Raw genomic sequence first — 21344 nt, forward strand, 5'->3', positions numbered from 1 at the left:
CCGGCGACAATTTACCAAGTGTCGCCGTTGTAATGCTGGATGAACAGCCGGGCGGTGCTGCTGAGCGGCTGCGTGCCGTGGATCAGGGCAATTTCCAGTTCGGCCCTGGGTTCGTCGACTTCGATGTAATGCACCCGGTCATTGATGAGTGTGGCCAACGACTTGGGCACCAGCGACACCCCCAGCCCCTGCGCCACCAGCGTGACCACGGTGGGCCAATGTTGGATATGGAAATCGGGTTCGACGGTGACACCGGCGTTTGCCAGGCTGGAGATGATCCGGTCGTGAAAGCTGATTGCGTGTTCCCGTGAAAACACGATCACCCGCTCGCCCGCCAGTTCCGGCAGCTTGATCCGCCCACGCCCGGCCAGCCGGTGGTCTCGCGGCAAGCAGCAGACCAGTCTTTCGGTTTCCAGCACATGTTGGGTCACGGTGTCGGGCACCTGCACCGAATGGATGAAGCCCAGGTCGATTTCGCCGGTCTGTACGGCCTCGATCTGTTTGGTGGTGTTCATCTCGCGCAGGATCAGCCGGATTCCGGGATAGGCTTCCTGGAAAGCCTTCAGCGCAACGGGGAACCGCCGATACAGCATGGCCGACACAAAGGCGATCGATACCTCACCTGCAAAGCCGGTGGCGGCTTGGGCAGAGATCGCCTTGGCCGAATCCAGCAATCCAAGAATACGCTTGGCATGTTCCGCAAAGATCGCCCCCGCCTGCGTCAGCCGCACCGGCTTGCCGGCCCGGTCCATCAGCGAAAAGCCCAGGTCCTTTTCCAACTGCTTGATGCTGAGGCTTAGCGGAGGCTGCGACATGCCGAGCCGCTCGGCGGCGCGACCGAAATGCAGTTCCTCGGAAAGCACCGCGAAATACTCAAGCTGTCGAAGGGAAATGGCCACCGGAAACCTCTTGCTGGATTGCGCGGCGATTGCCACGTGATTGCCGCGACTGTGCCGGGCGCGCACGATCAAGTCCACACTTGCAACAGGGTGTTCTCGCGCATTCTCCGATAGCTCGGGGCGCTCGCATGATCCTGTCATATCTAAATAAGAATGATCAAACAGACGCCGGGTGGCGACTGCATGTTGTCGCGCCGATGAAACATATCGCCCGCATGGCGCTCAATCAAAAAAACCGTAGGCCTTTTAACCGGCTCCCCGGCGCAAGCTCTGCCCCTATAGGCTGAGGAAATGCCCATCCCCCGCCCGAATATCACCTACATTGTTTTTCGTCGCAGCGCCTGCGCCGCCGACCCGGGAGCAATAAAACCGGGGCTCAAAGAACGTGCAGCGACAACGCCGTGCTTCACACAAAATCCAAATCGGCTTTGGTCAGGTCTGCCAACGACACATCTTGCAACAGGATCGTGTTTTCGCCGTCGCCGCCGCGATCATAGAGCACACCCTCCGGTGTATCCTCAGATGCGCGCTTGAAAGCTTTGAACGTTCGGGCCTCACCGCTTGACGCGAATAGCCTCAGCACATCCACGCCCGCGTCGAAATCGGTGATCCTGTCCTGGCCGAACGTCTCGGCAAAGGCAAAGGCATCCCGGCCGGCACCACCGGTCAACACGTCGTTTCCGGCGCCGCCGGCAAGGAAATCCGCTCCCTTGCCGCCGTTCATCCGGTCGTTTCCGGCAAGCCCCAATAGCACATTGTCGGCGTCCGAACCTATGATCTGGTTGGCGCTGTTGTTGCCGGTGCCAAATTCCGCAGTGCCTTCGAGCGTCAGGTTCTCGACATGGACGCCAAGGTTAAAGTCGGAAGTGGCGAGGACCAGGTCGGTCCCGCCGCCCTGGTCCTCGAACACCTGGTCGCGCGCATCGTCGACCCGATAGGTGTCGTTGCCGGCGCCGCCTCTCAGCTCGTCGGCGCCGCTTCCGCCGTCGATATCGTCCTGGCCTGCGCCGCCAAACAGGATGTCATTGCCGCCGCCGCCCTTGATGGAGTCGTTGCCCGCGCCGCCATGGAAGATATTGGCCCCGCGGTCGCCGATCAGCCTGTCGTTCTGCGACGAGCCCATGGCGCCTTCGATCCCATCGAACGTGTCGCCCTTGGCATCGCCTGTGTTGGCCGAGGCATCGGCAAGGTTCACGGTGACCTTTTCTTTGGCACCGGCGTAGCTGGCGAGATCGGTGCCGTCGCCCCCTCGGAGCGTGTCTGCCCCTGCGCCGCCTTCCAGCGTGTCGTCGCCGCCGGCGCCAACCAGCCGGTCATCGCCCTTGCCACCGTCAAGCAGGTTGCCCAGCCCGTCGCCTCTGAGCGTGTCGTCATGATCCGACCCGGTGACGTATTCGATACTGTCATAGCTGTCGCCCACGGCCTCGCCACCTTCGCCGGTGCCCAGGGCGAGATCGACCGTCACCGCGGAATTCGAACCGGTGTAGCTCGCGGTGTCCATGCCTTCGCCACCCTCGAGCACATCGGCCCCTTTGCCACCATCAAGGATGTCGTCGCCCAAGCTGCCCGCCAACCGGTCATTGCCAACCTTGCCAAAAAGCTGGTCGTCGCCGCTGAGGCCCTCCAGCGTATTGTCCTCGTCGTCGCCGGTGAGCACGTCGTTTTTAAGCGTGCCGACGATATTCTCGATGTTGGTCAGATTGGCGAGGGTCTTGCCGCCGGTGGTCTGTGCGGTGTCCTTGCTCAGATCAACCTTGATCGCCTTGTCGAATTTCGCAAAAACGCCCGTGTCGGAGCCGCCGCCGCCATTCCAGGTGTCGCGCCCGTCATCATAGGTGAGAATGTCGTCGCCGCCTTTGGCGATCACCAGATCATCGCCTTTGCCGCCCGCCAGAATATTGACACCCTCGTTGCCCATCAGACGGTCATCAAAGCGCGAACCGATGGCGTTTTCCACGTCCAGCTCGGGCAGGCGCAAGAGTTTGCGCTGGGTGCCCTGATCAAAGCTCTTCTTGCCGCCGGTCGTTGCGGCATGGGTCGCATTGCCCAGATCCACATCAACCGCCGCGCGAAAGGCACCGAAATCGACCGTGTCGCTGTCTTCTCCGCCCGAGACCGTATCGATACCCGAGGTGTAGATGATCAGATCCGCGCCGCCGCCGGTGAACACCCGGTCGCGCCCTTTGCCACCCACCAGCACATTTGCCTCGTCATTGCCGAGCAGCGTGTCATTGAAGCTGGTGCCGAGAAGCCATTCCACATTCTCGACCGTGTCGTCGCCATCGCCATGTTCGAGGCTGGCCAGAACCGCACGTTTCTCGCCGGAATAGTCGAGGATGTCCGAACCGTCGCCGCCGTCGATCGTGTCGCGTCCGGCGCCGATCCGGCCGATAATCGTGTCGTCGCCTTGATCGCCATTCAGCTCGTCATTGTCGCGGGTCTTGCCGCCGTCGAGCAGATCATCCCCCTTGCCGCCATGCAGCCGGTTGGCCGCGGCATTCCCTGTCAGGATGTCGTCGTAATCGGTGCCACGGACATCCTCGACGCTGGAAATGGCCACGATATCGCGCAGCGTCTTCTCCGGCGCTTTGGTGCCATCCCCGGTTTTGGCATCGTCGCCGGAGGCGAGATTCACCAGGACCGAGGCGGTGAACCGGCTGAAGTCCAACGTATCCCGCCCGCCCTTGGCGTCGAAATCGTCATGGCCGCCGATGTAGAAATAGTGATCGCCATTGCCGGAGCCGCCGACCTTGTCGTCGCCCTGGCCGCCGACATAAGCTTCGATGTTGCGGTAAGTGTCCTCGCCAACCTCCTGGCCGGTGGCCTCGTTCTGGTTGAGGTTGAAGGTGACGCCCTTGGTGGTGCGCTCATACGAGACAATATCGAAGCCTTCGCCGCCATCGTAGCGGTCGGTGCCGCCGCCATCGCCGAGGAAAGTGTCGTCGCCTTTGTTGCCAAAGGCTCGATCGTCGCCGTCGCCGCCGATCAAAAGGTCATGGCCTTCGCCGCCAATGAGTTCGTCATTGCCGGTGCCGCCATCAAGCTCGTCATCGCCCGCACGGCCATCGAGCCGGTCGCTCGCGCCGCCGCCCAGGAAGACATCGCCGTTGTCGCTGCCAAACATGCGGTCGGCGAAACTGGTGCCCTTGAACGTTCTGATGCCGAAAAAGGTATCGCGGTTGCCGAAGGTGTCGGTGCCGAATTCGTCCTCCTCGTCGCGGAGGTCGACCACCACGCCGGCCGCACCCGTCTCGCGGCTGTAATCCACCATGTCCCGACCGCCGCCGCCATAGAACTCGTCGGCGCCTTTGCCGCCCACGAGAGTGTCGTCGCCAGTAAACCCGTCCAGACGGTTGAAGAGGGCGTTGCCGATGATAAGGTCGTCGCCCTGGCTGCCGTAGACGTCTTCGAAACCCGAGGTCTTGGCGATCTTCGCCTCGGCGCTTTTGGTATCGGCGGGGGCGAAGCTGGCGTTTTTGGTGCCGTTCAAGTCGACCAGCAAGGTGCCGTCGAGCGCGCTGAAATCGGCCAGATCGCGGCCCTGTCCGCCCGTCATGATGTCGACGCCGCCAGAATAGCGGAGCGTGTCGTTCCCGGCACCGCCCAACAGCCGGTCATTGCCCGCACCACCGTCCAGGACGTCATCCTCGGAGCCGCCTTTCAGCGTATCGGCCCCGTCGCCGCCGAGCAGCCGGTCATTGCCCGCACCGCCAACAAGGTTGTCCTTTCCCGCATCGCCGGCGAGCTGGTCGTCATCCGCACCGCCATCGAGTTCATCGTCGCCCTCGCCACCAATCAGCGTGTCGGCGCCGGCGCGACCCATCAGGTCGTCATTGCCCTCGTCGCCGTTCAGCGAATTGTTGTGGCTGTCGCCCATCAGGGCGTCGTTGAAGGTGGTGCCGAGGACGCGCTCGATTGAAACGAGGTAATCCTCGCGGCCGCCGCCCACCTTGGCGACAAAATTGGCCAGATCGAGCCGGAGCTTGGCTGTCGCGTCGATGAACGACACCGCGTCCTCGCCGCTGCCGCCATCGAAGAGATCGCCGCCACCCGTGGCCGCGAAGAAATCATCGCCGCCAAAGCCTCGGAAGAGATCCGCCTTGGGGGTGCCGTTGGTGGGCCGGTCGTCGCCGGACGTGCCAAACGCGGTGATCCCACGCGCGGGTGCGCCCGGGCTCACCGCGCCGAGCCCGGAGAAATCGCGTTTGCCCGCGCCATCGGTTGTCACGAAGGTGAAGTTGTGGCCGATGTTCGGGTCATCCGCGAAATAGTCGATGATGCGGAGCGTGTTGCCCTCGGCCGCGATGAGCAGATCGATGCCGTCCAGCGCGAAGCTCAGCTCGGACCGGGCATAGGCGCTGAAGACGACCCGTGTATTGGCGGCGGTCTCGCCATAGATCACGTCCTGGCCGAAGCCCGCGTCGAAGGCGTAGATATCGGCGCCGAGGCCGCCGGCCATAAAGTCGTTGCCGGCAAGGCCGATCAGGGCGTCGTCGCCGCCGCCGCCGAAGAGCGCGCTTTGCAACGAGCCGCCGATCAGGACGTCATTGCCTTCGCTGGCCGAGATCAGGGTTTCTTCGACATTGCTGAAGCGGATGGAATTCTTGCCATGGGACAGCTCCGTCGTGACACCGGCCAAATCGTAGAAATCGCGGATCTCGTCGGTGGTGAGGGCATCCGAAATCATCGACAGCTCGGTCCCGAGCGCGGCCCCATCCCCATCGAAGATCGAGAGCTTCAACTGGGTCGAGCGGCTGTTGACGCTGAGCACGTCGGAGGCTCCGGCACCACCGTCAAAGACATCCCGGCCGCCGGTGTGTTCGAAGAAATCGTTGCCGCCCTGGCCGAGAACCATGTCGTCGCCAAGCCCGCCCGAGACCCAATCGTCGCCCGCGCCGCCTTGGACCGTGTCGACCTTGTCGCCGCCGATGACCCTGTCGTCGCCCGCCCCCAAGAGCAGGTGGAACCGCTCGAAATCGGCGATGCGGGTTCCCTGGCCAATCTCATAGCCTTCGCCAGAAGCGGAGAAGGCATCGAAGAACAGGTTTTCCTCGAAGGCCCGGAGATCGGCGACAAAGAGATCTTCGTCACCCGCGCGCTCGCCGCCCACATAGGCCACGCCGTTCTGGTAGACGATGACCTCGTCATAATCATGGGTGCCGGCGATATCCACGCTCTCCATCTCGGAATAGGTCACGTGACGGAGCGAGCGGTCCTCGCGGTTTCGCGGGTTGCCGGGCGTGGAGTTGTAGTACTTCCAGGTATCCGCCGTCAGTGAATTCTCGGCAAGTTCCTGGAGCACTTCGCGGTTGGAATCGGTCCAGGCCTGGCCCCGGCGGCTTGAGAGGATGTCGTCGCCGTTCTCGTCGATCAGCACCACACGGCTGTGCCCCGAGCCGCCATTGATGATCAGGTTGTCCTGCTCGGGTCCACCATCGCGATTGGTGCCACCGTAGATATAGTCCTTACCCTGGCTGTCCCAGAACAGCTGGTCATTGCCATCGCCGCCATCGAGATAGTCATTGCCGCCGCCGCCCGACAGGATGTCATCGCCGCCGCCACCCAAGAGCACATCTGTCCGGGTTCCGCCCGAGAGCACATCGGAGGCGAGCCCGCCCGCGATCAGGAGCTGTTCGATGCCGGCAATGAAGACGCCGTTATCAAGCAGAAAGCCCTTGTCGGCGGCGGAGCCGAGCTCGGGCGCGACGATCTCGACACCGGTGCGCTGGAACCGGATATCGGCGAAAAAGACATCCTTGTCCTTGCCATCCAGCCGCTCGCCCGCGTCGTAGATCGAGCCGCCCTGATAGACCATCAGGTCATTGGAAAAATCGGTGCCCTTCATGTTCACCGCCTCGATATTGTCGAAGCGGATGATCGGATCCCCGTTCGCCTGGATGCCGAAACTGTCAGCCATACGACCGAGCGTCAGAAGCTCCTGCGTCTTGTCATGGGCGAAACGCGGGTCATCAAATCCGGCAGCACCGACGGTATCCAGAACCTTGCCGTCGGCATCGTAATAGAGCATGCGATAGCCGGTTTCTTCCACCAGTTCCCGCTCGGTGCCGTCAATCGGAGAGTCGAAATTTCCGACGTAGAGCGTGTCGAAGCCCGCGCCGCCATCGAGCACATCATCGCCATTGGCGCGCCACAGGATCACATCGTCACCGGCGCCGCCAAAGATCTTATCGGGGGCGAGGTCGAACCCGCCATAAAGAAAATCGTTGCCCAGCCCGCCGTGGATATAGTCGGCAAAGCCGCCGCCCGCGATCACGTCGGAGACCTTGGTGCCCTTCATCCAGATCCGCTCGAACCCGGTAATGACCGTCTCGCCGAAATACGAGACCTGCGCATCGGCCCAGAACTGAATACCGCCGCGGTCGCCGGTATAGAGGTCAATCTCGGTGAAATCGGCGGCGAAGGTATCGCGCCCGGCGCCACCCTCGTAGCGGCTGCCATTCATGAAAAGGACAAGGTCGTTGCCGTTCCCGGTGCCGCCCGGGTCGCCGGTCGGGCCGAGGGCGGTGTTGTAGACGCTCACATATTCCACGTCTTTCGAGATCTCGATCCGGCTGCCATCTGTGCCGCTTGTGACCAGATAGTGGGATTTTGACCGGGTGTCGGGGTCGCCGAAGACCCCGAAATTGTCGACATAGTCATCGTTGAACCCGTCGACGAGCGTACCGAGATTGTCGAGGCTGGCATCCGCCCCGAGCCCGCGGCCGCCGAAGAGATACCCGGCCGTGCCGGACGTGGTTTCGGTGAAGAGATCATAGCGCAGGCCCAGATTGCCCGAGCGGATAAAGAGGCTGTCGGCGCCTTCGCCGCCGAAGATATAGTCGGTGGCCCGCGCCCCCGTGAACCGCGAGGCGCCCAGCTCCACAATCACCGAATCCCGGCCCGCGCCGAGGCGCACATGATCATCGGCGCGGTCGATCGGTGCGCCGGACCCGCCCGGCACGAAGTAGTTCAGCCGCACGATATCGTCGCCCGCGCCGGTATCGAAATAATCGCTGCGCTTGCCGCCCACGAGATAGTCATCGCCGCGCCCGGTCTTGAGAACCGCTGCCTCGACATTCTTGACCGTCAGCTCATGGCCATCTTTCATCGCGATGGTGACACCGCCCATGGTGCTGTTGTCGCCATCGTTTTCGAGCCGGATCGCTTCGGCCAGATCCCAACGGATATCCCGGGCGACAAAGCTCAGATCGGCGATGAAGACGTCATAATCGGTGTTCTTGAGGTTCTGCCCGCCATCGAAATACCCGTCGGATTCACCGGTGAAATGATAATAGAGCACGTCGCCCGCATCATTGCCGATCACATCGATCGTGCGGTTCGTCTGAACGAATTTGCCGTTGTAATTGTACTGTATCGTTGTGAAGAACGTGTCGATCAGCGCCAACTGTTCCAGCACCGGATCATCATGCGCGACCGGGCCCAGCACCTCGACATAATCGCCAATGGCGCTGTCAAAGCTGACGCCCGAGACGGTGATCGGGGCGTCCAGGATCGGGGCGCCGTTCTGATCGGTGGGCCGTGGCCCGATCAGAACCCGGCTGCCGTCGAGATAGAGATCCGCGAGACTGCCAAACAGCACCCGCACGTCATAGGCCGCTGTCCAGCCGAACAGGACCGGACGGGGTTGCTGGGTGAACCGAACCTCCAGATCGTCGGGAATGGTTTCGGGCTCGAGGATATACCCGGTGGTGTCATACTCCTCAAAGAGCGCCTCGAGCTGTTCGTAAGACGCCTCGAAATAGTCGATGACGTCATCCTCGAAGCGCGGAATCTCCGGATCCCAATCGGTTGGTGCCAGACGGTCCTCGACCCAGAAGACCTCGTAGGTGTCGGTTTCCAGGTTGAACTTGTGCCCAGGGATCGAGAAACTCTCGGTGAAGGTGGTCCCAAGCGTCTTGCCGGGCTCGTTCTGGATAAATTTCTCCGAAAAGATCGGCCCGAAATCGAACTCGAGAAAGTCGGGCACAACCGAACCACCAAAGCGCCCCTGCAGGATGTCGACCTGGAAATAGCTGCCGCCCGTAAAGCTGACCTCGTGGTCGAACCGTGCCTCATCCACCGAGAAGGTGGCATCGATCTGCGCGGTGCCGAACCCCTTGGCCGGCGACAGAAGATAGAGCTTCTCTCCCAGCTTGCCGGTGGTCGTGAGATCGTCGGTCGGGTCATTCGGCGTGCCGTGATCCGAGACCAGCCGGATATCGATATTCGGGATCCTGGTGCCCGCGCGGTTCAGATCGACCGCAAGCGTCTCTTTCACTCCCAGGGTCAGGATCTGCGACAGGTCCACAACCTTGATCAACACGTCCAGTCCCCGGCCGATCGAGAACTCCTTGTCGAGGAAGACGGTGTTTTTCAGAATCGCCGCGGCCTTCTGAATCCGGGGGTCTGGAATCTCTCTCAGGATCGTTGTGATGAACCGGTCGACATCGATGCTCCAATGCAGAAAATCCAGGTCGGAGACACCCAGGGCCTCGGCCCGCGCGGTTCCGTTGGTGGACCCGAACAGGTTTGCACCTTGCGGGGCCTGAAACGAGAGTTCGCCCAAGGACTTGAGAAGTTCGCTCGCCCTGGGGCTGATTGTCTGGATCGCCCGCCCGTCGGCAAAGCCGATATCGAAAACATAGGGATCCTCGAAAGCCGTGCGGCTGAGGATCGTGTTCGAGAGGCCGAGTGCCTTGAGATCCTTCTCAAAATTGACGCCGAAGAACCGAATGTCGGGGAAATCGAAATTGTCGATCCCGCCGGGGATGGGCCCGTAGAAGCCCGCGTCCCGGATCCCGGCGGCGAGCGCGGCCTCGAGGTCGATCCCCGCCTCGGCCACTGGATCGGGGGCCTGGTCCGGAGTTCGCCCGAAACCCACCGTCGAGATTGTGCTGCGCGTGACGTCGAAATCGGTGAAATCGAACTCCATCACCGCGCCAACGGGGAGCTGGCCCGGCACGCGCTCGGGCGTGATCACCGCGTTGGGCAGGCCCACATTGATCTCGAGGTCATACTCGGCCTCAAAGGTCCCGGTGGTCCCGACATTGGCCCACACCTCAAAGCCGAAGAACGCGTCCAGATACAGGGTGCCCGAGATGTCGGTGTTCAGCGCCGAAACTCCAACCTTCTTCGACTGGCTGAGATCGGCAACCAAGCTTTTGTCGGTTGTGATAAATCGCGAACTGGTATTGCCCGTCGGGTAGAGATCGCCATTCGTTTTGAAGGTGAGTGACGTGTTTTGTCGTGCCATTGCTCCCCCCCCGGGCGGTGGGCAGAAGGCGCGAAATAGAGATGTAAACGCGGAAACTTTTACAGTCTGCCTGACTGACCTTGGCAGCCCGTGGCAAAAAAGCAACGACTTTCTGAAAACTTGTCAGGCCTCAGTCGGGTTGCGACTGAGCGAAAATTCTCCCCCGGACTCTCCGGTTCGGTCGGGAAAACAGAGGCGCAGCAAGCTTGCCTGAACCGGGTTCCTCGTCTAGCGTTCTCATTGTGTTGGGATAATGCGGCCGCCAAGGCCGATCCGGCAGAGCTGAGACCGCCGCAACTTTTGGTGGTTCGAGCATCGCTTACAGCCCCCAATCCGATCCGGCCACGGGCCGGAGCTTGGAGGGGGCATGACGTTCCGTCTGTTTTTTTCGGCCGACACTGGCAGTGACGGGTTTGAGCCGTACATCTCTGACGGCACCGCCCTGGGTACGTTCCAAGTCGTCGATCTGAACCCAGGTGCCGGCGATGGCATCTTCCAGTTTTTGCCCGGCCCCGACGGCCCGGCCCCCTTCATGGTGTTCTACGGCACCGACGGCTCGGATGGTGGCGAGCCCTACGTCTCGGACGGAACGGCTCAGGGCACTTTCCGCCTGGCCGACATCAACCCCGGCGCCGGCGACAGTGAGGCCTGGATCCGGAATTTCTTCTATGACGATGGCCGGGTCTATTTCGCCGCGCGGGATGCAAATGCCGGATCGGGCAGGGGGCTTGAGCTTTACGTCACCGATGGCACCTCTCTGGGCACACGGCGGCTGACCGATCTGAATACGGGCCCGGGCGATGCCTCGCCCTCGGTTATCGGAGCCATTGACGGCAAGATCCTCTTCGACGCCAGCGACGGGACCAACACCAATCTCTATGCCTATGATCCGGCAACCGATGCCGTCACAACGCTGGACACCGGCCTGGCCTCGCAGGGGCGCCGGGGGATCGAATTCAATGGCGCGTTCCTCTTTGCGGCCAATGACGGTGTCGACGGCAGCGAGCTCTGGACCACCGACGGCACCGCCGCTGGCACCCAATTGCTCAAGGATATCAACACGTCCGGGGGATCGTTTCCCAGTGCTTTTGTCGAATTCAACGGCGAAGTCTATTTCGTCGCCGATGACGGGACCACGGGCCAAGAGCTCTGGAAGACCGACGGCACCACCGGGGGAACTGTCCTCGTTTCGGACATCTTCGCGGGCGCGGGTTCGAGCAATATCTCGTCGATGCGGGTTATCGGCGACAATATTCTCTTCGCCGCACGGGACAGCCTCGGTAATTCCGAGCTCTGGAAGGTCGCCAGCAACGGCACCGTTTCGTTGGTCAAGGATATCCGCGCGGGCGGAAGCAGCAGCCCCAGCGGCATGACCGAGATCGGGGCGACCGGAACCGCCGTGTTCTCGGCCACCGACGACACCAACGGGCAAGAGCTCTGGATCACCGACGGGACAACGGCTGGCACGCAGCTTTTGAAGGACATTAATCCTGGCGGGACGGGTGGGAGCGTCTTCAACTTCCACAAGGTCAACGACCTGGTTTTCTTCACCGCCAATGATGGGACCAATGGCAGAGAGCTATGGGTGACCGACGGGACCGAGGCCGGCACCGAGATGGTCGAAGACCTGACCCCCGGCGCGGCGGGCACAAACTTCGACGTGTTTGCGATCCAGGACATCAACGGCGCCCCCGGGACACCGACCCTGGATGCCAACACGATCTCGGAAACCGCGGAGGTGGACACCGTTGTCGGCACCGTCTCGGCCGTGGATCCGGACAATGACAGCCTGAGCTTCACCCTGACGGAGGATGCCGGCGGGCGGTTCCGCATCGGCTCGAACGGCAAGATCCGGGTGGACGGGGCGCTCGATTTCGAGACCAACCAGACCCATCAGGTCACCGTCCGCGCGACCGATCCCGATGGCTTGTTCTCGGAGCGGACCTTTACGCTCCAGGTGCTCGACGAGAACGAAGAGCCGGTGATCGGGGCGCTCTCGAATGCGAGTGTCGCCGAGCGGTCGGCCAAGGGCACCGATGTGGGCACGGTCGCCGTCACCGACCCTCAGGGCGATGACCTGACCTATGAGCTGACCGACGATGCGGGCGGGCGGTTCCGGATAACCCAGACCGGGGTGATCAAGGTCGACGGAGCGCTCGATTTCGAGGCGAATGCAAGCCATGACGTCACCGTCCGGGTCACCGACACTGACGGTTTCATCGACACCGAGACCTTCACCATTTCGGTAACGGATGTGGCCGAAGATCCGGTCATTGGGACTCTCTCGAACAAGACGGTGGACGAGGGCGCGGCGAACGGCACCGATGTGGGCACGGTTTCGGCGACGGATCCTCAGGACGAAGATCTGACCTTCGCGCTGACCGATGACGCCGGCGGGCGGTTCCGGATCAACCAGAACGGAGTGATCAAGGTCGACGGCACGCTCGATCACGAAACCGATGCCAGCCACAATGTGACCGTCCGGGTGACGGATGAGGAAGGCAATACCGACAGCAAGAGTTTCTCGATCACCGTGGGCGATGTGGACGAGGATCCAGAGTTTAATCTGCTTTTCTCGGCGTCGGTGAAAGAGGACATCCCGGTTGGCAGCGTGGTGGGCACCGTCGGCGCCGTGGATCCCGAGGGCGGCGCGATCACCTATGCGCTCACCGATGATGCCGGCGGCCGGTTCCGCATCAGCGCGACGGGTGTGGTCCGCGTCAAGGACATGCTCGATTTCGAGACGAACAGAAACCACACGATCACCATCGAAGCGCGCGATACCGCGGGGAACCGCGACACCACCTCAACCACGATCGCCGTTCTCGACGTCGATGATCTGCCGGTTCTCGACGCGGTTTCGGTCTTCGTGACGCCGGAAAATATGCCGGCTGGCGCCGTCGTGGCGACCCTTCAGGCCTCGGACCCCCAGGGCGAGACGGTGACTTTCACGCTCGCCAACAATACCAGCCGGTTTGCGATCAACCAGTCCGGGGAAATCCGGCTGGTGGGCAGTCTCGATTACGAAACGGACAGCAGCCACCGGATCAGGGTGCAGCTGACCGACCCCACCGGCAACAAGGTGACCGAGAGTATCACCATCCCGGTCTCGGATGCGGCCGAACCGACCGAGGGGCACGATGTGCTGGCGGGCACCTTCCTGGGTGACCGGATCGATGCGCTTGGCGGCAATGATGTGGTCCGGGGTTTTGCGGCGAACGACGTTCTGATCGGTAACAAGGGCGATGATCAGCTGTTCGGTCAGGCCGGGAATGATAGCCTTGAGGGCGGCAAAGGCAACGATCTGCTGGTGGGCGGCATTGGCGCTGACGAGATCGACGGTGGCGCCGGCAATGATACGGTTTCCTTCACCGACGCCCAGTCTCGGGTAATCGCGGATCTCTCGAATACCAATCCCAACGGCGGCGAGGCGACGGGCGACATTTACCGCAATGTCGAGGCCCTTCTCGGCTCAAATTTCAGCGACATCTTCGGCGGCGATGCCGGCAAGAACCGGATCCTCGGATTTGCCGGCAATGATGCGATCGACGGGCGCGACGGCAAGGACACGATCCTGGGCGGTGCCGGCAATGACAGCCTGTATGGTGGCAAGGGTGATGACGCGCTCGAAGGCGGCGCCGGGCAGGACGAGCTGCATGGCGGCGAGGGCGATGACCGTCTGGACGGGAGCGCCGGGATCGACCAGCTTTTTGGCGGGACCGGGAACGACACGCTCTTCTACACCGTTGGTGACACGATCGACGGCCAGGCCGGGAATGACCAGCTGGTATTCTCTGGTTCCGGAGTCAACGTCGATCTCACGCAGAAGACGGCCGGGACCATTCGATCTGTCGAGTCGATCCTGGGCACCGCTGGCAATGATGAGATCACCGATGATGATGCGGCGCGCACGATCCAGGGCGCGAACGGCAATGACACGCTTGATGGCCAGGGCGGTGACGACATCCTGCTGGGCGGCAAGGGGAAGGACAGGCTGATCGGCGGTGCTGGCAACGACGAGATCTCCGGCGACGCGGGCAAGGACCGGATCGCGGCAGGGCTGGGGAATGACATCATCACCCTGGGCCTGGATGGCGACCGGATCGATGGCGGCGACGGGATCGATACGCTGGATGCCAGCGGCGTGTCCGCGAAAACCTATATCGATCTCAAGGAACAGGCTGCCGGTGTCGACGGCAAGCGGAGTTCCGAGAGCGTCAGTGCGATCGAGAATGTCATCGGTTCGGATCAGGCTGACCGGATTTTTGGCAGCGACGGAGCCAACCGGATCGAGGGTGGGGCGGGCAACGATATCATTCACGGCCTCGGCGGCGACGATGTGATCGATGGCGGCACCGGACGGGACGAGTTGATCGGTGGCAAGGGGGATGACACCGTCCTGATCCGAGGCGACGAGAAAAGCGCGGATGGCGACAAGGGCACCGATACCTTGAGCGGTGCCAAGGCGGAAAGAGCGCTGAAGATCGACCACGAAAACGGCATCTATCGCGGCGATGATACGGTCAAAATGACAGGTTTCGAGCGGTTCGTCGGCAGCCGGTTTGATGACACGATAACCGGCAAGCAAGAATTCGACGATCACATCGCCGGGGGCCGCGGTGCCGACAAGATCGATGGCCTGAGCGGCCTCGACACCGCCGATTATTCGGCGTCCTCCAAAGGCGTCGATGTCGATCTGGGACGGAAAACCCAAAAGGGCGGTGATGCCGCGGGCGACAGGCTTACCTCGATCGAGAACCTCGTTGGCTCGGCCGGGAATGACACGCTCTCCGGCGGATCGGACAATACTGCCAATATGATCGATGGCGGCGCCGGAAACGACCGGATCTCTGGCGGCAAGGGCGACGACACCTTGTCAGGCGGGCTTGGCAAGGACCGGCTCGACGGCCGCGCCTCCGGCGACGACCGCATGAACGGAGGTGACGGTGCCGACGTTCTGCTGGCGAAAGATGGGCTTGACCGGATGTTCGGCGACGGTGGGAACGATACGCTGATCTTCGGCGCAGGCGACGGCGACGCGGCCGATATCGGCACCGGCGGTGCCGGCTCGGACACCTTCGTGATCCGCAAGGGGTCGGATGCCGAAATCACTGATTTCACCGAGGTTGACCGCCTCGATTTGTCCGATTTTGGTTTTGCCAGCACCGAGGGCGTACGGGCCCTCACCATCGACACGCCTTTCGGGCTGTTCATCAACCTGCTCGAGTTCGACACGCAAGTGGTTTATCTCCGCGGCTATGACCTCGAGAGTTTAACCGACGCGACGCTGATACTCTAAGCCGGGCCAAATATCTGCGTTCAGGGCGAATTATGCTCCGCTCTTCGAGCGTCTGCCCGACCATACCGGCACGCGCGGGGAAGGGCGGTCTCAAAGCTTTCCCCTGACCAAGCCAGCTCACTTTCGCTGCGGCACGCGCGGGCAGCGATGTCGGCCACGCGACAAGAACTTTGCCGCTTCTCCTGGTCAGGCGACAGTGAATGCGGCAGAGCCGCGTCAGCGAAGCGCAGTCCTTTGGCATCCGGAAGGAACAGCAGGCGGGCACTGGCGCCAAGATTCTGTGCCGCTGGCGTGGCCCAAGCGTTGGCACCCCCACCCTGCGCTACGATATCTCAAGCCGTATACAGGTCCATCGTGCCTATGTTCTTTGCGCGGACCACGAACCGCTTGCCGAACCTGCGCGTTTCAAGCGCGTCCAACTCGCGCCGGAATTCCGGGCTGATCCGGATGTCACCCAATGGCGGCTGGCCATCAATCACGTCGTCAGAATGGGCCTGTTCCAGGCGCGCTGCCTTGTTCACCTCAGGCCCGATCAACGTAAACTGGTGCCGCGTGGCCGAGCCGAAATCACCGCTGATGACCGGCCCGATATGCAACCCGATGCGCAGAGCCAACTGCACGTTCCCTACCGATATGTTGGCGACGTTTTCAGCGGCTTGTTCAGCCGCTCGGGCGGCAGCGGCGCACACCTTCCGCGTATCCTCGCCCGGGTTCGAGAGAACCCAGAAGGCCATGAGACCATCTCCGATGAATTTGTCGATATGGCCTCCGCAATCGAGAATTGGTTCGGTTTGCGCATTGAAGAAACGTTGAACGATATCTGCAATGCGTTCTGGTGGGGATTTCAGAATGTATTTGCTGAAGTTTACGACATCGGAAAACCAGATGACCGTTCGCTCGACCAGGTAATCGGCCTGATGGTCGCCTCCTGATTGCAGACGCCGGCTCAGCGCATATTGGCTGGTATAGGCGTGCAGGATCCGGGTGTCATCCGCCAGTTGCCGCCCGAGTGTCGCGGTTTTGCGAGAGGCGTTGCGAAGCTTGATCGAGATGATCTTGGCGATATTCCGCCAGATCACACCAGCCTCCGGGTGCGCTTCGAGTCTGGCCTTGTCGATAACCAGAACCTCGACATTGCTTTCGGCGGCGACGAGGCCATAGACCCGCTGATAGCCGTTGCCGACGAGGTGTTGTTCTCCGACGACCTCGTTGCGGCGTCGTACAAACAGCGTCTGATCCTGCAGCTTTACCGCGATGGCACCGCTGACGATAACCCAGAGGCAATCCGCCGGATCGCCGGGCCGGCAAATCGTTTCGCCTTCTACGTACCGGTATGGTCGCGGGTCCAGGAGGCTCGCATCTTGGACGTCATCGACCAGACCGCTCAGCTGAAGGGCCTCTTCATAGTCGGCCTGGAGAGGTGCAGTACTTGCAAGAGATGGCGCCTTTTTCACGCTTCCCCCAAATGCAAATCGGACAGAAGTCGGGCATGCAGGGCTCAATTTATCACAGCTTTGCGGTCCGGTTGCATTGATCTGGATCATGGAGCGCCGTTCGATGCGCACCTAGCCTGGGACGCGGCGCCTTGCCGCGGATGAGCAGCCGGGTCAGGCAACGGTAGAGGAGCCTTTCGATGACATGTCGCAGACCAGAAGCCGCTGAGCCGTTGCCGCGCTCCGGGGGCAGGGCAGCTTGGCAACGGGCCGACGCCGGCCAATCTAACCCGGCCGGGACCCAGGCCCGGCGTTTTGTAGCCACCCTGGCGGTACTCGCCCTCATATCCGCCTGCAGCCTTGAAGACACGATGCCGGCGCCGGCGGAAGGCGAACGCTACTTTGCGCAGAACTGTACCGCGTGCCATGGGCCATCCGGGGCAGGGGGCGGCACGATCGGCCTGCGCTCGGCCCCGGATCTCACAGGCATTTCCACCCGCGCTGGCGGCAATTTTCCACGGGCGCAGGTGTTGTCTCAGATCGATGGCTATAGCCGCGGCAAATCACCTGCCCACGTGATGCCGGAATTCGGAAGCTTGCTGAAAGGGGAGTTGGTGCCGGTTGAGGTTGACGGTGTGCTGACCCCCACGCCGCGCCCTCTGGCGGCACTGTTGGCCTATCTGGAGGCGATCCAGGTCGAGTGAGCTGACATCGGTTGGTGGCACGGCGCGGTGGCCAGACTGCCACTCTTGCAGAGGGGTGCAGCGATGCCCTGTCCAGCCAGGATTGAGCCATGACACAACCCGGCGCACTTGAACACGGACACAGCCCGGAAGAGGTGCACAAACGCCTGCGCGAGGCGGGAGGTTCCGCGCATCTCAAGGACTTCGTCTATGGCTCGATCGATGGCACGGTCACAACCTTCGCCATCGTTGCCGGGGTCGAGGGCGCCGGGCTCCCCTATTCCGTCATCGTGGCCCTGGGCCTCGCCAACGTCTTTGCGGATGGCTTTTCCATGGCCGCCGGCAACTATACCGGCACCAAGGCCGAACTCGACAATCGGCGTCGGCTTGCCGAAGTGGAAAGCCGGCATATCCGCCTGGTGCCGGAAGGCGAACGCGAGGAATTGCGCCAGATCCTTGAACGCATCGGGTTGCACGGCCCGGTGCTGGGCGATGCCGTCAGGATGATTGCGGCGAACAAGGGCAAATGGGTGCGGCTGATGCTGACCGAGGAATATGGGCTGCCGGCCGCCCGCCCGCGTCCGATGCGGTCTGCGCTGGCGACCTTTGCCGCCTTTGTCGCCGCCGGGGTCTTTCCGTTGATGCCTTATATTCTGAGCCTTTCGGCGGCCTTCGCGGCGTCGATCGGGACCACGGCACTTGTCTTTGCGGTGATCGGCGCGTGCAAAAGCCGGTGGGCGCAGGTGCCGATGTGGAAATCCGCGCTCGAGACACTGGTGATCGGGGGCAGCGCGGCGGCGATTGCCTATGGGGTCGGCGCCATGTTCCACCCCTAGCGCGCCTGGTGCGCATTCCCTGCATCACCAACACTTGTTTGAACGGTGGCAGACGGCGCCGTTTCGCGCTTGCAACCGCTTAGAGAAAGCTGGTGCCCCATAGCAGCACGCTGGTTAAAACGCCAAGAACCGGTACCAGCCGGGGCACGCGGAAAAAATCGCCGCCCGGATCACCGGCCTGTTTCAACCGCAGCAGCGCCGCGTTCACCAGCACGAAGACAAACAGCACGATCTGCGCAGTGCGTTCGGCCAGCGCTTCGATGGGCAGCGCCAAGGCCAGCAGCACGGTGATCAGGCATACCGCAACCGTGGCGACCGCCGGGGTCTGGGTTCTGCGGGAGACCATCGCCAGGACCGCCGGAAGATGCTGGCGGTCGGCCAGACCGTACAGCACGCGCGAGGCCATGATCATCTGGATCAGCACGCCGTTGACGGTGGCCACGATCGCGACGACGGCAAAGACCTGTTGCATCCTGCCGCTGGCGCTGTCGAAGACCAGCAGCAGCGGCGCGGAAGAGGTGGCCAGGGTTTCGATCGGAACCGCGACCAGCACCGCGGCGGTGGTGGCGACATAGAGGATCGCGGCCAGCGCCAGGGTCCACAGGATCGCGCGCGGCAGGGTGTGAGCCGGATCCTTCACCTCTTCGGCGACATTGGCCATATCCTCGAAACCGACAAAGGCGAAGAAGGCCAGCAGCGAAGCGGCGCCGATCCCGATCCAATGCGGGCCCTGCAGCGGCGGCAGCATCTCGGCCAGCTCAAATCCCTGTGGCGGGGCCACGAAGAAGCCCCAGAGGATCACCAGGATCAGGCCCGAGATCTCGATCACGGTGATGATCGCCGCCACCGTGACCGACTGGGCGATGCCCCAGAGCGCGATCAGCCCCATGATGCCGACAACCAGCACCGTGAGGACCTCCTGCGGCACCAGGGTGAGATCATGCAGATAGCCGGCGGCCCCGATCGCAACCGCCGCGGCCGACACCATGCCCGACAGCGCCACGGCCAGGCCCACCAGCGTGGCCAGCCATCCCGCCCCGAACCCGGCTTCGACATAGGCGGCCTCGCCGGCGCTGACCGGATGGCGCGTGGAAAGCTCGGCATAGGAAAACGCCGTGAAGGCCACGACAACGGCGGCAAGAAGGAATGAGACCGGGGCAAAGGGCCCGGCCTGGGCCGCCGTCGCGCCGACCAGCACATAGATGCCGGCCCCAACCGTCACCCCCAACCCGTAGAGCGTCAAAAGCGGTGTGTTCAGCGCCCGGCGCAGACGTTCGGGGCGCGGCGCGAGCTGGTCGGTCGTGAGTTGGCCTGTCTGCATTGGATCTCATGCTCCGCGCGGTTCCGTCCTCGACGCTTTACAGTCTAGAACGGGATGCGACGGTTGCAGATGACCTGGATCAAACGCCTGGCATAGGCTGTCACAGCCGGAACCTCCCGGCGCCTTGATCCCCATCAAGGCTCGGTCCTCGAAAATGTGCTATTTTCGGCGGCAGGAAGAGGAGAGGTCAGATGGAAGAACTCGTCAAGATCGGCCGGGCCTTCGTTGAGGCGATGCAGAACCGTCGCGGGATTGCACATGTCGACGAACTTTATGCCGAAGCCGCCGAGTCGGTCGAAGCGGTTGTGCCACCCGGGCGGGACGTGCGCGTTGCCAAGGGCCGCGACGCGATCAGGGCCAAGCGCGAAGACTGGGTGGCCACCCATGACATCCACAAGCTGGTGGCCGACGGGCCCTATGTGCATCCGCCCAACCGGTTCGCCGTGCGCCTCGAAGCCGAGGTGACCCAGAATGCGTCCGGCCGCAAACTGCACCTGCGCGAAATCGCGATTTACTCGGTCCAGGACGGTAAAATCGTGCGCGAGGAATTCTTCATGTTGCCGAGCTAGGTGTTCAGTCCCGGCACGAAAGCGGCTCGCGACAATGTCGGCGCAGCGCCCGCAGGATACCCTTGTGCGGAAAGCGGTGCGGCTTGAACAAATTGCGTCGGGCCGTCGCTCACTCCTCGGCTTGGGGCAACGAGGCCTGTAACATCCCAACGCTTGATGCACCGGACCCCGACGGACAAGGCGCACGGCAAGGCAGGGGGCTGACCGGCGCGCAAGACCGCCGGCAAACACACCCTGTGACACGCGGCCCGCGATGAAAAAGCGTCGTCCTAGAGCCGGAGACTGCGGGCCAGCACGAAGGCATCCTCGGCGAGCATTTTCACGTGGTCCTTCATCGCCCGTGCGGCGGCATCCGCATCGCCCTCCAACAGTGCTTCGGCCAGCAGTTCATGCTCTTGCTCGGCGGTCTGCTTGCGTTCCGCGCGGAAGGTGATGAAGCGCCGGTAGGGGGCCAGGCGTTTGTTCAGAAGGATGATCTGATCGCGCAGCGCGCGGTTCTCGGCGGCGATGTGGATCGCCTCGTGAAAGGCATCGTTGCACTCGATGTAGGCATCGGCATCATCGTGGCGCCCCGCCTCGCGGCACGCATCGTGGGTCTGCTGGATGCGCCTGCGGTCATGCTCGCTCATGCGCTCGCAGGCCAGCCGCGCGGCTACCGCTTCCATCTCGCCGACAAGTTCAAACAGGTCGAAGATCTCGCTCACGGTCGGCCGTGCGACGATGGCGCCGAGTCTAGGCTCGATGGTGACGAGACCGCTCGCACCCAGCAGGCGCAGCGCCTCGCGCACCGGGGTGCGGGACACCTCGAAACGCTTACCCAGCATCTGCTCGTCAAGCCGCTGGCCTGGGGCAAGTTCGCCTTGAACGATCTCGTCCTCAAGCGCGGCGGCAATTTCCTCGGCGCGGGTTGCAGGCCGTTGGGGCGCGGCGGGGACGGGCACGACGTTGGCCGCGGAGGGCTCCACCGCGCTTTCAACAGAATCGTCTTTCTCACGTAGTTGCTCTACCAAACTTCCTCCTACGCGCCCTTTTTGCTGAAATCCCAAGCGCT

9 protein-coding genes are annotated in these 21344 nt (G+C 62.6%); 4 read left to right on the plus strand and 5 right to left on the minus strand.

Translation table 11 applies throughout. From position 1 onward, the window contains the following. Positions 1–11: 11 nt before the first annotated feature. Both CVM52_RS01095 and CVM52_RS27925 read right to left on the minus strand, forming a co-directional pair. On the minus strand, positions 12–899 hold the full coding sequence (locus CVM52_RS01095) for a LysR family transcriptional regulator (protein WP_172720880.1): 888 nt from the start codon (positions 897–899) through the stop codon (positions 12–14). A 406-nt stretch (positions 900–1305) separates the two neighbouring features. Next, a complete protein-coding gene (locus CVM52_RS27925; RefSeq protein ID WP_100160880.1) occupies positions 1306–10152 on the minus strand; it encodes a calcium-binding protein in 8847 nt (2948 codons plus the stop codon). Between the two features lie 367 nt (positions 10153–10519). Between CVM52_RS27925 and CVM52_RS01105 the strand changes: the two genes are divergently transcribed. Further along, positions 10520–15451 (plus strand): ELWxxDGT repeat protein, encoded by a 4932-nt coding sequence (locus CVM52_RS01105; protein ID WP_100160881.1) that lies wholly within the window; start codon positions 10520–10522, stop codon positions 15449–15451. 332 nt (positions 15452–15783) lie between these two features. On the opposite strand, the gene CVM52_RS01110 is transcribed toward CVM52_RS01105, so the two are convergent. After that, the gene (locus tag CVM52_RS01110) at positions 15784–16995 is read right to left on the minus strand and encodes an adenylate/guanylate cyclase domain-containing protein (protein WP_133119764.1); all 1212 of its coding nucleotides are present in this window, start codon (positions 16993–16995) and stop codon (positions 15784–15786) included. A gap of 260 nt (positions 16996–17255) precedes the next feature. On the opposite strand from CVM52_RS01110, the gene CVM52_RS01115 reads away from it, so the two are divergent. Next, a complete protein-coding gene (locus CVM52_RS01115) occupies positions 17256–17588 on the plus strand; it encodes a c-type cytochrome (protein WP_100160883.1) in 333 nt (110 codons plus the stop codon). 89 nt (positions 17589–17677) lie between these two features. Further along, positions 17678–18403 carry a VIT1/CCC1 transporter family protein gene (locus tag CVM52_RS01120; RefSeq protein WP_100160884.1) on the plus strand — a complete coding sequence of 242 codons (726 nt, stop codon included), beginning with the start codon at positions 17678–17680 and terminating at the stop codon, positions 18401–18403. A gap of 79 nt (positions 18404–18482) precedes the next feature. Here CVM52_RS01120 and CVM52_RS01125 read toward each other — a convergent pair whose 3' ends face one another. Then, a complete protein-coding gene (locus tag CVM52_RS01125) occupies positions 18483–19724 on the minus strand; it encodes an APC family permease (protein ID WP_100160885.1) in 1242 nt (413 codons plus the stop codon). Positions 19725–19915: 191 nt separating this feature from the next. Here CVM52_RS01125 and CVM52_RS01130 point away from each other — a divergent pair, with 191 nt between their 5' ends. Then, a complete protein-coding gene (locus CVM52_RS01130; RefSeq protein ID WP_100160886.1) occupies positions 19916–20293 on the plus strand; it encodes a nuclear transport factor 2 family protein in 378 nt (125 codons plus the stop codon). A gap of 269 nt (positions 20294–20562) precedes the next feature. Here the strand turns inward: CVM52_RS01130 and CVM52_RS01135 are convergent, their stop codons facing one another. After that, positions 20563–21339, minus strand: coding sequence for a GntR family transcriptional regulator (locus CVM52_RS01135; protein WP_100160887.1), 777 nt, complete (start codon positions 21337–21339; stop codon positions 20563–20565). Positions 21340–21344 lie beyond the last annotated feature (5 nt).

Source organism: Pseudooceanicola lipolyticus (assembly GCF_002786325.1).
Lineage (GTDB): Bacteria > Pseudomonadota > Alphaproteobacteria > Rhodobacterales > Rhodobacteraceae > Pseudooceanicola_C > Pseudooceanicola_C lipolyticus.

What these genes read in the sequence shown, in the direction of transcription:
- CVM52_RS01125 (WP_100160885.1), bottom strand. Translation starts at nt 19,724, where the DNA reads ATGCAGACAGGCCAACTCACGACCGACCAGCTCGCGCCGCGCCCCGAA.
- CVM52_RS01115 (WP_100160883.1), top strand. Translation starts at nt 17,256, where the DNA reads ATGCCGGCGCCGGCGGAAGGCGAACGCTACTTTGCGCAGAACTGTACC.
- CVM52_RS01120 (WP_100160884.1), top strand. Translation starts at nt 17,678, where the DNA reads ATGACACAACCCGGCGCACTTGAACACGGACACAGCCCGGAAGAGGTG.
- CVM52_RS01110 (WP_133119764.1), bottom strand. Translation starts at nt 16,995, where the DNA reads ATGATCCAGATCAATGCAACCGGACCGCAAAGCTGTGATAAATTGAGC.
- CVM52_RS27925 (WP_100160880.1), bottom strand. Translation starts at nt 10,152, where the DNA reads ATGGCACGACAAAACACGTCACTCACCTTCAAAACGAATGGCGATCTC.
- CVM52_RS01130 (WP_100160886.1), top strand. Translation starts at nt 19,916, where the DNA reads ATGGAAGAACTCGTCAAGATCGGCCGGGCCTTCGTTGAGGCGATGCAG.
- CVM52_RS01105 (WP_100160881.1), top strand. Translation starts at nt 10,520, where the DNA reads ATGACGTTCCGTCTGTTTTTTTCGGCCGACACTGGCAGTGACGGGTTT.